The sequence below is a fragment of the Streptomyces sp. BF23-19 genome (genome assembly GCF_041106355.1).
GTDB classification, from domain to species: domain Bacteria; phylum Actinomycetota; class Actinomycetes; order Streptomycetales; family Streptomycetaceae; genus Streptomyces; species Streptomyces virginiae_A.
This window is the reverse complement of the sequence record NZ_JBGBPT010000084.1, coordinates 28,689-39,900: the sequence shown is the minus strand read 5'-3', so window position 1 is coordinate 39,900 and position 11,212 is coordinate 28,689. Positions and strand designations below refer to the sequence as shown.

Genomic DNA, 11,212 nt, shown 5'->3' with positions numbered 1-11,212 from the left:
GCCTGGGCGCCGCCGTCGCCGGGGTGGTCCCGCGGCGCGCCGCCCAGGCCCCCGGGCCGGGCCGCCGGGACGCCTTCGCGGCAGGCCAGGGTCATGGCGAGGCGGGCCGCCACGGCGGCGACGACGGCGGCGAGGGCGCCGCGGATCCAGCTGTCGGCGTAGATCTCGGACAGGGCGGCCACCTGCAGGAGCAGCACGATCACCAGGGTCACGACGCCGAAGGGGCCGATGTCGGACTGCTTCATGATCCGCAGGGCCTCGTCGGCCGGCTTGGCGCTGCCGAGGCCGTCGGCCGTGTCGGCGAGGCCGTCCAGGTGCAGGGCCCGGGTCAGCGCGGCCGGTCCGGCGACGGTGAGGGTCGCCGCGAGCAGCGGACCCCCGCCGAGCAGCAGCAGGAGCACTCCGGGCAGGGTCGCGAGCACGCCCACGACCAGTCCGGCGAGCGGGGCGCAGGCCATTCCGGTGCGGGCGGCGGGGCGGTCCCAGCGGGTGATGCGGGCGGGCAGCACGGTGAGGGTGCCGAACGCGAAACGGACGCCGTCGAGGAACGAGGCGCGTTCCGCGGGCGGCGTCTGGGGCGGGCCGTCGAACGAATCTGTCATCGGCGGGAACGGTACCCGCTCGTCGCGGGCGGTAAATTACCCATTACATGCCAAACAGGGAGTCAGTGGGATGGGTCACTGGTGGTATCGGAACATCGTCGAACCGGGGAAGCTGCCCCTCCTGCTCGCGCTGCTCGCGTTCGTGATGTCGTTCCTGGTCACCCGTGTGATCACCCGGATGATCCGGGCCGGTCGGGGCCCGTTCAAGAACGTCACCCCGGGCGGTATGCACATCCACCACGTGGTGCCGGGCGTGATCCTCGTGGTCATCGGCGGCTTCGGCGCGGTCGGCAGCGGCCGCTACGGCCTCGGCGCGTGCGTCTCCGCCGTGATCTTCGGCCTCGGCGCGGGCCTGGTCCTGGACGAGTTCGCGCTGATCCTGCACCTCGACGACGTGTACTGGAGCGAGCAGGGCCGCAAGAGCGTGGAGCTCGTGGTCGTCACGGCCGCCATCGTGGCCCTGGTCATCGGCGGATTCGTACCCTTCGGGGTGAACGACCTGTCCAGCGAGGAGCGTCAGAGCCGCGGCCTGGTCGTCATGAACGGGGCCACCAACTTCTTCCTGGCCCTGATCGCCCTGTGGAAGGGCAAGGCACGCACCGCGCTCTTCGGCCTGGTCGTCCCCCTGGTGGCGCTGGTCGGCGCGATCCGGCTGGCCCGGCCCGGGTCCCCGTACGCGAAGCGGTTCTACGCGAACCGGCCGCGCGCCCGGGCCAAGGCCGGGCTGCGCGCCTTCCACCACGACCGGCGCTGGGCGCGGCCGCGTCGTAGGTTCGAGAACTTCATCGGCGGGACCCCGGACCCCGATCACCCCGTGTCCCTGGAGAAACCGCCCCAGCAGTGACGAAGGCGGCGGGCCCGCCCCCTCGAGGGGGCGGGCCCGCCGCCGTGCTGTCGGTGTACCCGGCCCGGGGCTCAGCCCGGGATCAGGCCGTCGTCGCTGAGCATCTCCCTGACCTCGTCCAGCCCGGCGTCCGCCGCGGGGAGGATCAGCTCGGACGGTTCCAGCGCGTCGTCCGGGAGCGGCGTGCCGAGCCGCCGTACGGCGGCGAGCAGCGCGCCCAGCGTCCGCCGGAAGCCGTCCTCGTCACCGCCCTCCATCTCCGCGAGCAGTTCGTCGTCCAGCTTGTTGAGCTCGGGGAAGTGGCTGTCGGCCACTTCCAGCTGACCTTCCCCCATGATGCGGACGATCATGACGGGCCCCGTCCTACTGCTTGTCGAACCGGTGCGGAGCCTGCGGCTGCTGCCCGTTGCCCTGGGCGCCGCCCTCGATGGCCTGCTGCTGGGCGGCCGGGCCGCCCGCCAGCTCGGCCTTCATGCGCTGGAGCTCCAGCTCCACGTCCGTACCGCCCGAGAGGCGGTCGAGCTCGGCCTGGATGTCGTCCTTGGAGCCGAGGCCGCTCTGGTCGTCGAGCGCGCCGGAGGCCAGCAGCTCGTCGATCGCGCCGGCGCGGGCCTGCAGCTGCGCGGTCTTGTCCTCGGCCCGCTGGATGGCCAGGCCGACGTCGCTCATCTCCTCGGAGATGCCGGAGAAGGACTCCGCGATCCGGGTCTGCGCCTGGGCCGCCGTGTAGGTGGCCTTGATGGTCTCCTTCTTCGTACGGAAGGCGTCCACCTTGGCCTGCAGCCGCTGGGCGGCGAGGGTCAGCTTCTCCTCCTCGCCCTGCAGGGTCTGGTGCTGCACCTCCAGGTCGCTGACCTGCTGCTGGAGCGAGGCGCGCCGGGACAGGGCCTCACGGGCCAGGTCCTCGCGACCCAGGGCGAGGGCCTTGCGGCCCTGGTCCTCCAGCTTGGCGGACTGCCCCTGGAGCTGGTTGAGCTGCAGCTCCAGGCGCTTGCGGGAGGTCGCCACGTCGGCGACTCCGCGACGCACCTTCTGCAGCAGCTCCAGCTGCTTCTGGTACGAGTAGTCGAGGGTTTCGCGCGGGTCCTCGGCCCGGTCAAGGGCCTTGTTCGCCTTCGCGCGGAAGATCATCCCCATACGCTTCATGACACCGCTCATGGGCTTCGCGCGCCCCCTTCTAGACGGACTGTGCTCCAGGTCACCGACAGAACCCACAGTACGGGCCCTGTCTCCATTACCGCACTGTTCGAGTACGGATGCGCTCCTCCTCCAGGACGACTACGCCCCCGCCCCGTCAGGCGTAAGGAGTAGGTGATCCCAGGAGAACGGGCCCACCGCACGGACCGTGCAAGGGGAAGGACGCCCGCCGTTGCCGGATCGTTCCCCAGCGGGGTGGGGCCCATGCCCGCAACCACGTAGGCTTGGGTTTTGTGTTTGGTAGCCGCTCCTCCAAGGAAGAGAAGGCCGCCGCCACCGACAAGGTGAGCGCCGACCTCTCGCAGCCCCGTGACCCGCAGGCCCCGAAGGGCCGCCCTACGCCGAAGCGTGCTGTGGCCCAGTCGCAGCGCAAGGCCGTGGTGGCCTCGACCGGCAATCGCAAGGAGGATGCCAAGCGAGCCCGTGAGCGTCGCCGTACCGAGATGGCCAAGCAGCGCGAAGCGCTGGCCAACGGCGACGAGCGTTACCTGCCCACCCGTGACAAGGGTCCCGTGCGCCGGTTCGTCCGCGACTACGTGGACTCCCGCTACTCGGTCGCCGAGATGTTCCTGCCCCTGGCGGTGGTCATCCTGGTCCTGAGCATGGTGCGGCAGTCGTCGATCCAGAGCATCGCGCTGACGCTGTGGCTCGTCGTGATCGTCCTGATCGTGCTCGACTCCATCGGCCTGGTCTTCCGCCTCCGCAAGGCCCTGGCCACCCGCTTCCCGGACGAGCCCCGCCGCGGCGCCATCGCCTACGGCCTCATGCGCACCCTCCAGATGCGCCGACTCCGTCTCCCGAAGCCGCAGGTCAAGCGTGGGGAACGGCCCTGAGCCGAGCCACGCCCGGCGCCTCGGGGGAAGGCTTCGCGGAAGGCGCCCGGCTCTGGCTCGAAGGCCTGGGCGGACTGCGTAACGCCGTCCGGCAGGAGCTCGTGGGCCGGCAGGTCGACGAGCAGATCGCGCAGCGCTTCCCGGTCGGGCAGCGGCTGCGCGTGCTCGATGTCGGCATGGGCCAGGGCACGCAGGCACTGCGGCTGGCCCGCGCCGGGCACAAGGTGACGGGCCTGGAGCAGGACGCCGGGATGCTGGCCGTCGCCCGAGAGGCGCTGGCCGCGGAGCCCGAAGGGATCCGTGCTCGGGTCACCCTCCTGGAAGGCGATGGGCGCGAGACCGGCGCCCACTTCCTGCCGGGCAGCTTCGACGTGGTGCTGTGCCACGGGGTGCTGATGTACGTGCCCGAACCGGACGCGATGCTGGCCGGGCTGGCCCGGATGCTGGCCCCGGGCGGACTGCTGTCCCTGCTGGTGCGCAACGGCGACGCGCTCGCCATGCGGCCGGGCCTGGACGGCGACTGGAAGGGCGCGCTGGCCGCGTTCGACTCCACCGACTACACGAACCGGCTGGGCCTGGACGTCCGCGCGGACCGGCTGGCCGGACTGACGGCCACCCTGTCGGGGATCGGTGCGCCGCTGCAGTCCTGGTACGGCGTCCGCGTCTTCACCGACGGCACCGAGGCGGGCGAGGTCCTACCGCCCGACGAGGAGCTGGAACGGCTGCTGGCCGCCGAGGACCGCGCCGGGCGGATCGACCCCTACCGGGGTGTGGCCGCACTGCTGCACCTGTGCGGGGTACGGGGCTGACCCTGCCGACCAGGTCCCCGGCCGGTGCGGGTCCCCGCCGCCGCGCCCGGCCGCAGGCCCGTACGGGACATGCACGAGGAAGGGGCGGGCCGGGGTTCTCCCTAGGCCGTCTCTTTCGGATCTTGCCGGGTCCGCCAAGATCCGAAAGAGACGACCTAGGCGTCCAGCGCGGCCCGCAGGCTCATCGTGTAGAGCTCGGTCCCGCTGTCGTCGGACAGCTTCACCTGCTCGACGCCGCCTTCCAGCAGGTCCTTCCAGTACTCACCGACCCAGGACTCCGCGTCCCCCTGCGTGGTGAACTCCTCGGGTACCACCGACGGGCTCGTCTCGGTGCCGTCGGCCGTCTCGAACCGCCACGTCCACGCCATGTCCGCCTCCGTTGCTCGCACGCTTCCTGTCCTGAGTGTGCCCGCAGAGTAACCGGGCGCGCAGCACTCTCGGCGACGCGGGAGGATCATCCTGTGGAACTCACTCTGCTCGGCACCGGAACACCCGAGGGTCTGCCCCGCCCCGGCTGCCCCTGTGCGGCCTGCGCCGTGTCCGTCGGCACGCGCTCCCGCGCCGCCACGGCCGTTCTCGTCGACGGGGCGCTGCTGCTGGACCTGACCCCCGGGGCGGTACTGGCCGGAGCCCGGGCCGGGCATTCCCTGGCCGGGGTACGGCAGGTGCTGCTGACCCACCCGCACGACGGGCCCGCGGTCGAGCTGCCGCCCGGCCTGCCGGCCGCCGGGCGGGTGCCGGACGGGCGGGAGCTCGCGGTGATCTCCGGGCACCGGGTGCGGGCGGTGCCGATGGACGCGCCGGGCACCGGGTACGAGGTGACCGGCCCGGACGGCGTCCGGCTGCTGTACCTGCCGCCGGGCGGGGCCCCGGCCGGGGTCGCCGACCAGGCCGGGCGGCGCCCGTACGACATGGTCCTCATGGACGTGCTGGGCCGGCCCGAGGCGCTGGCGCGGCTGCGGGCGAGCGGCGCCGTCGGCCCGGGCACGGACGTGATCGCCGTCCACCTGGACCACGACACCCCGCCGGGCCGGGAGCTGGAGCGCCGGTGCGCGGCCGCCGGGGCCCGGGCGGTGCCGGACGGGACGACCGTGATCGTCGGGGAGTACGCGGTGGTGCCGGACCTGCCGCGCCGGACGCTGGTGCTGGGCGGGGCCCGCTCCGGCAAGTCCGTGGAGGCGGAGCGGCGGCTGGAGTCCTTCCCCGAGGTGGTCTACGTGGCCACCGGCGGCACCCGGGACGGCGACGCGGAATGGGCCCAGCGGGTCGGCCTGCACCGGGAGCGCCGGCCGGCGAGCTGGCGGACGGTGGAGACCTGCGAGCTGGTACCGCTGCTGGCCGCCGACGGGCCGGCGCTGCTCATCGACTGCCTGGCGCTGTGGCTGACGGACGCGATGGACCGGGCCGGGGCGTGGGACGACGAGGTGTGGGCCAAAGGCGGGCGGCAGCAACTCGCCGAGCGGACCGCCGAACTGGTGGCGGCCGTCCGCGCGACCCGCCGTCCGGTGGTGCTGGTCAGCAACGAGGTCGGCTCGGGCGTCGTCCCGGCGACCTCCTCGGGCCGTCGCTTCCGGGACGAGCTGGGCCGGCTGAACGCGGCCGTCGCGGGCGAGTGCGAGCACGTACTCCTCGTCGTCGCGGGCCTGGCGACCGTACTCAAGGAATAGCGCGGGAGCGGCGGGGAAGGCGTCGGCGCGGCTCGACGACAGGAGACCGACGGCGGGCTCGACGGCGGCCCGACGGCCGGTCCGCCGACGGCTGTTCCGCCGTTCCGCGACCGGGCCGGAACGGGGCGCCCAAGGCCTGAGGGAGGGCCTTACCGGCTGTACTCTCTGGCAGATGAGCACGCTGAATCTCGACGACTTCTCCGATCTGATCGAGCGCCCCGACGGGGGCGTCCGGCGTGACGCCGAGGAACGCCGTGAGCGCCTCGCCGTCCCGCCCGGCGCGCTGGGCCGGCTCGACGAACTCGCCGAGTGGCTCGCCGCCGCGCAGGGTCGGGTTCCGGTCGAGCCGATCGAGCGCCCGCGCGTGGTGCTGTTCGCCGCCGACCACGGGATCGCCGGCGCGGGCGTCTCCGCCCGGGCCGCGTCCACCGGCCACGAACTGGTGCGGGCCGTCCTCGACGGCGCCAGCCCCGTCGCCGTCCTGGCCGGCCGGTTCGGCGCCACCATACGGATCGTCGACGCCGGGCTCGACTGCGATCCCGAGCTGCTCCCCGCGGACGTGGTCGGGCACCGGATCCGGCGGGGCAGCGGCCGGATCGACGTGGAGGACGCGCTCACGGTCGAGGAGGCCGAGGCCGCGGTGCGGCTCGGGATGCGGATCGCCGACGAGGAGGCCGACTCCGGGACGGACCTGGTCGTCCTCGGTGACCTCAGCGTGGGCGGCACCACGGTCGCCGCGACCCTCGTCGCCGCGCTGTGCGGAACCGACGCCTCGGTGGTCACCGGCCGGGGCGGCCTGCCCATCGACGACCTGGCCTGGATGCGCAAGTGCGCCGCGATCCGCGACGCGCTGCGCCGGGCCCGCCCGGTCCTGGGCGACCAGGTGGCGCTGCTGGCCGCGGTCGGCGGTGCGGACGTGGCCGCCATCACCGGATTCCTCCTCCAGTGCGCGGTGCGCCGTACCCCGGTCATCCTTGACGGTGTCGTTTCGGCCGCGTGCGGGCTGGTGGCCCAGCGGGCCGCGTTCCGGGCTCCTGACTGGTGGCTGGCCGGACAGGCCAGCGGCGAGCCGGGCCAGGCGAAGGCACTTGACCGAATGGCGCTCAACCCCGTGCTCGATCACGGCGTCACAGTAGGTGAAGGTACCGGGGCATTGCTGGCTCTCCCCCTCGTCCAGGCGGCCGCCACACTCGCGGCGGAACTCCCGGAGCGGGCGGTGGCGGAGCCGACGGAATGAGCCGCCGGGGCCCGCGGTCCTGACCAGGCCGTGGCCCCCGACCGCACAATGACGGACAGCTGCGCCCCATATGATCGCTTTTTATGGGAGAGGTCCGTTTGACCAGCGCAGAGACCGACCGCACCGCCGTACCGGCGACCGGTCCGTCAGCCGGCAGGAAAGAGACCGGCGGCGACCCCGCCGGCAGGGCGGCGGGCAGCGGCCGGGAGACCGGCCGCGGGAGCGCCCGTTCACGGCACGGCGCCGCGTTCGCGGTGTGGTACCTGCGCGCCGTCACCTTCATCAACTTCCTCAGCGCGGTGTGGGTTTCGCTCGGGCAGGACCTCAGACGCCACAACGTCGAGGACTTCTACACCCCGTACATGCTCACCGCGGGGTTCGCCTCCGGGCTGTTCACCCTGCTGCTCGCCGTCACCCTCGGCCGCCGCAAGCGGGCCTCCTGGATCCTCAACCTGGTCCTCAGCGGCCTCCTGGCCCTGCTCCTCGCCTACGCGCTCTCCACGCACGAGGAGATCCGTGAGCACGCGCAGAACTGGGTCTCCCTGGTCCTGACCGCCGCCTTCACCGGGGCCCTGCTGCTGGGCCGCCGCGAGTTCTACGCCAAGGGCGACCGTTCCAACCCGACGCTCGCCAGCGCCGTCGCCGCCGTCGGCCTGCTGCTCACCTCCCTGATCGCGGCCCTGCTCGTCGGCGCCACCAACACCTCCCCGCTCAGCGCCGAGGCCTCCTTCCCGGAGCGCTGGTGGTACGGCGTGATGCGGCTGATCACCCTGACGCCCGGTGAGCGGGCCTCCGAGGCGATCACCACGCCCGGCTGGGTGGACGTCGTCATCAACGTCATGTCGATGCTGCTGCTGCTCGCCGTGCTGTTCGCCGCCTTCCGCTCGCGCCGCGCCGTCGACCCGATCAGCGAGGAGGACGAGGAGCGGCTACGGGCGCTGCTGGCCCGGCAGGGCGACCGCGACTCGCTCGGCTACTTCGCGCTGCGCCGCGAGAAGTCCGTCATCTGGTCCCCCACCGGCAAGGCCGCCGTCACCTACCGCGTCGTCGGCGGGGTCTCGCTGGCCTCCGGCGACCCGATCGGCGACCCCGAGGCCTGGCCGGGCGCCATCGACCCGTGGCTGGCCGAGGCCCGCGAGCACGGTTGGGTACCGGCCGTGATGGGGGCGAGCGAGGAGGCCGGGCAGATCTACGCCCGGCACGGCCTGGACGCCCTCGAACTCGGTGACGAGGCGATCGTCGAGACCGCCGAGTTCACCCTGGAGGGCCGCGCCATGCGGACCGTCCGGCAGGCCTTCAACCGCGTCAAGCGGGCCGGGTACACCGTTCACATCCGCCGCCACGACGACATCCCGGCCGACGAGATGGCCGAGCTGGTGCGCCGCGCCGACGACTGGCGCGACGGCGCCACCGAGCGCGGCTTCTCCATGGCGTTGGGCCGACTGGGTGATCCCGCGGACGGCCAGTGCGTGATGCTGGAGTGCACCGACGGCAACGGCGAGCTGCGGGCCGTGCTGTCGTTCGTACCGTGGGGACCCAAGGGTCTGTCGCTGGACCTGATGCGCCGGGACCGGAACTCCGAGAACGGCCTGATGGAGTTCATGGTCATCGAACTCCTCGAACGCTCCAAGGAGATCGGGGTCACCCAGGTCTCCCTCAACTTCGCGATGTTCCGGTCCGTCTTCGAGCGCGGATCCCGGCTCGGCGCCGGTCCGGTGCTGCGGATGTGGCGCTCGCTGCTCAGCTTCTTCTCCCGCTGGTGGCAGATCGAGTCCCTCTACCGGGCCAACGCCAAATACCGGCCGATCTGGGAACCGCGGTTCATGCTCTTCGAGAAGAGTTCGGACCTGCTGCGGATCGGTGTCGCGGCCGGCCGGGCCGAGGGCTTCCTGGAGGCCCCCGGCCTTCCGAAGTGGCTGCACCGCAGACACCTGGAGACCCGCCGTTGACAGCGTGGAACACGTCCCCACTCCGGCAGTTCGCCCGCCGTGAGTGGGGACCCATGTTCTGGACCGTCCGGGACGCGCTCGTCCGCGACAGGTGGCGGGCGATCCCGATGACCATCGGCGCGGTCTGCCTGACCTCGGTCTTCCAGATCGTGCAGAACACCTCCTGGGGGTTCCAGCCCGTCCAGAACCTCGGATCGGTCAAAGCCGCCGACCCGCTCGGGCTCGCCCTCCTGCGCACCCCGCTGTCCCTGTTCGTCCCCGCCCTGGACCTGCCGGTGTGGGGGGCGCTCGCGCAGATCCTGCTCGTCTTCGGCATCGCCGAGATCTGCATCGGCTGGTGGCGCACCCTGCTGATCGGCTACGTCGCCACCCTCGCCGGAACCACGTACGCGCGGATCGGGCTCGCGCTCGGGCCGGAGCATCCCCTCGGCCTGCCGGTGTCCGACCGGATCGTCAACGACACCGGGCCCTCGGCGGCGGTGGTGGGGCTGGCCATCTACCTCTGCTGGCGCTACCGGGCCTACCTGACCGGCGCCCTGGTGATCCTGGCGATGATCGGCGAGGTGCTGGTCAAGGACAACCTGGCGGGCAAGGAACACCTGGCGGCCATCACCGCCGTCATGGCGGTGTGCGTGGTGCGGGCCCACTGGGGGCCGGTACGGGCGCAGGTGCCGCTGGGGCCCCACCCTCCGCCGTAGGGGGCGCCGGCGGATGAGGCCGTACGGTATCCGGGTGACGACAGACCTCGGCCCGTTCGCCCCCACCCGGCAGTGGATGCGGGCCCATCCGCTCGCCACCGATGCCGTGCTGGCGTTCGGGGCGTTCGTCGCCATGGTCGTCGGCTCCTTCGCCGATCCGCACGGGCCGCACGGGCCCACCTTCGGGACGCGCACCCCCGAGCCGTTCTCGCTGCTGCTGATGCTGCTCGGCGCGGCCGCCCTGGTGTTCCGGCGCCGGCAGCCGCGCGCCGTGCTCGCCGTGACGTGCGGACTGTCCCTGCTGGAGCTGACCACCGGGGAACCGCGGGCCCCCGTCGCGATGTGCACCGTGATCGCCCTGTACACGGTGGCCTCCCGCACCGACCGGCCGACGACCTGGCGGATCGGGCTGCTCACCATGGCGGGGCTGACGGGCGTGGCCATGCTGGCCGGACCGCTGCCCTGGTACGCGCAGGAGAACATCGGGATCTTCGCCTGGACCGGGATGGCCGCGGCCGCCGGCGACGCCGTACGCAGCCGGCGGGCCTTCGTCGACGCCATCCGGGAACGCGCCGAGCGCGCCGAGCGGACCCGGGACGAGGAGGCCAGGCGGCGGGTCGCCGAGGAGCGGCTGCGGATCGCCCGGGACCTGCACGACGTGGTCGCCCATCACATCGCCCTGGTCAACGTGCAGGCGGGAGTGGCCGCGCACGTCATGGACAAGCGCCCGGACCAGGCCAAGGAGGCGCTGGCGCACGTACGGGACGCCAGCCGGTCGGCGTTGAACGAACTGCGGGCCACGGTCGGGCTGCTACGGCAGTCCGGCGACCCGGAGGCGCCGACGGAGCCCGCGCCGGGGCTCGGCGTCCTGGACGAACTGGTGGGCACCTTCCGGCACGCCGGGCTGCCGGTGGAGGTCATCGTCCAGCTGGAGGACGTGGCGGCGGGGCCGCTGCCGGCGGCGGTGGACCTGGCGGCGTACCGGGTGATCCAGGAGGCGCTGACGAACGTACGCAAGCACGCGGGGCCGGGGGCGAAGGCGGAGGTCAGCGTGGTGCGGGTGGGGCCGTCGGTGGAGGTGACGGTCCTGGACGACGGCGGTGAGTCGGCGGACCCGGCGCCGGAGCCCCCCGACCCGGGCGGGGGCCACGGCCTCCTCGGGATGCGCGAGCGCACCGGCGCCCTGGGCGGCACCTGCTTCGCGGGCCCCCGCTTCGGCGGCGGCTACCGCGTCCACGCCATCCTCCCCCTGGGGTAGCCGCCGCTTCGACCTGGCCGCCGTCCAGCCTCGGCCCGGCCGATTTCAGCCTCGCCGGCGTTTGAGCAGGGGGCACCTCCCAGCGGTAGCTGGGGGAGGGTCCGGGCGGAGCCCGGTG

12 protein-coding genes are annotated in these 11,212 nt (G+C 73.1%); 8 read left to right on the top strand and 4 right to left on the bottom strand.

Going from position 1 to position 11,212, the window contains the following annotated elements; all coding sequences use genetic code 11:
* Nucleotides 1-602: adenosylcobinamide-GDP ribazoletransferase (locus tag AB8A24_RS34735; RefSeq protein ID WP_369478469.1), on the bottom strand; the 602-nt coding region annotated here is incomplete at its 3' end.
* 70 nt (nucleotides 603-672) lie between these two features.
* On the opposite strand from AB8A24_RS34735, the gene AB8A24_RS34730 reads away from it, so the two are divergent.
* Entirely contained in the window at nucleotides 673-1,446 is a 774-nt protein-coding gene (locus AB8A24_RS34730) for a hypothetical protein (RefSeq protein ID WP_328963644.1), read from the top strand.
* A gap of 71 nt (nucleotides 1,447-1,517) precedes the next feature.
* Here AB8A24_RS34730 and AB8A24_RS34725 read toward each other — a convergent pair whose 3' ends face one another.
* Both AB8A24_RS34725 and AB8A24_RS34720 read right to left on the bottom strand, forming a co-directional pair.
* A complete protein-coding gene (locus tag AB8A24_RS34725) occupies nucleotides 1,518-1,796 on the bottom strand; it encodes a hypothetical protein (protein ID WP_328963643.1) in 279 nt (92 codons plus the stop codon).
* 13 nt (nucleotides 1,797-1,809) lie between these two features.
* Nucleotides 1,810-2,604 carry a PspA/IM30 family protein gene (locus tag AB8A24_RS34720; protein ID WP_078909381.1) on the bottom strand — a complete coding sequence of 265 codons (795 nt, stop codon included), beginning with the start codon at nucleotides 2,602-2,604 and terminating at the stop codon, nucleotides 1,810-1,812.
* A 263-nt stretch (nucleotides 2,605-2,867) separates the two neighbouring features.
* Here AB8A24_RS34720 and AB8A24_RS34715 point away from each other — a divergent pair, with 263 nt between their 5' ends.
* Nucleotides 2,868-3,476 (top strand): DUF3043 domain-containing protein, encoded by a 609-nt coding sequence (locus AB8A24_RS34715; protein WP_328963642.1) that lies wholly within the window; start codon nucleotides 2,868-2,870, stop codon nucleotides 3,474-3,476.
* 65 nt (nucleotides 3,477-3,541) lie between these two features.
* The gene (locus AB8A24_RS34710; RefSeq protein ID WP_328966010.1) at nucleotides 3,542-4,285 is read left to right on the top strand and encodes a class I SAM-dependent methyltransferase; all 744 of its coding nucleotides are present in this window, start codon (nucleotides 3,542-3,544) and stop codon (nucleotides 4,283-4,285) included.
* A gap of 155 nt (nucleotides 4,286-4,440) precedes the next feature.
* Here the strand turns inward: AB8A24_RS34710 and AB8A24_RS34705 are convergent, their stop codons facing one another.
* Nucleotides 4,441-4,653, bottom strand: coding sequence for a hypothetical protein (locus AB8A24_RS34705; RefSeq protein WP_030731088.1), 213 nt, complete (start codon nucleotides 4,651-4,653; stop codon nucleotides 4,441-4,443).
* Nucleotides 4,654-4,746: 93 nt separating this feature from the next.
* Between AB8A24_RS34705 and AB8A24_RS34700 the strand changes: the two genes are divergently transcribed.
* From AB8A24_RS34700 to AB8A24_RS34680, 5 genes are all read left to right on the top strand, one after another.
* Nucleotides 4,747-5,952 (top strand): bifunctional adenosylcobinamide kinase/adenosylcobinamide-phosphate guanylyltransferase, encoded by a 1,206-nt coding sequence (locus AB8A24_RS34700; RefSeq protein ID WP_328963641.1) that lies wholly within the window; start codon nucleotides 4,747-4,749, stop codon nucleotides 5,950-5,952.
* Between the two features lie 181 nt (nucleotides 5,953-6,133).
* Nucleotides 6,134-7,189 carry a nicotinate-nucleotide--dimethylbenzimidazole phosphoribosyltransferase gene (gene cobT, locus AB8A24_RS34695; protein ID WP_369478471.1) on the top strand — a complete coding sequence of 352 codons (1,056 nt, stop codon included), beginning with the start codon at nucleotides 6,134-6,136 and terminating at the stop codon, nucleotides 7,187-7,189.
* An 83-nt stretch (nucleotides 7,190-7,272) separates the two neighbouring features.
* Entirely contained in the window at nucleotides 7,273-9,138 is a 1,866-nt protein-coding gene (locus tag AB8A24_RS34690) for a phosphatidylglycerol lysyltransferase domain-containing protein (protein WP_369478468.1), read from the top strand.
* A 53-nt stretch (nucleotides 9,139-9,191) separates the two neighbouring features.
* Nucleotides 9,192-9,836 (top strand): hypothetical protein, encoded by a 645-nt coding sequence (locus AB8A24_RS34685; protein WP_369478467.1) that lies wholly within the window; start codon nucleotides 9,192-9,194, stop codon nucleotides 9,834-9,836.
* 76 nt (nucleotides 9,837-9,912) lie between these two features.
* Complete coding sequence (locus AB8A24_RS34680) at nucleotides 9,913-11,094, top strand: sensor histidine kinase (protein ID WP_369478470.1); 1,182 nt, start codon at nucleotides 9,913-9,915, stop codon at nucleotides 11,092-11,094.
* The last annotated feature ends 118 nt before the right edge of the window (nucleotides 11,095-11,212 follow it).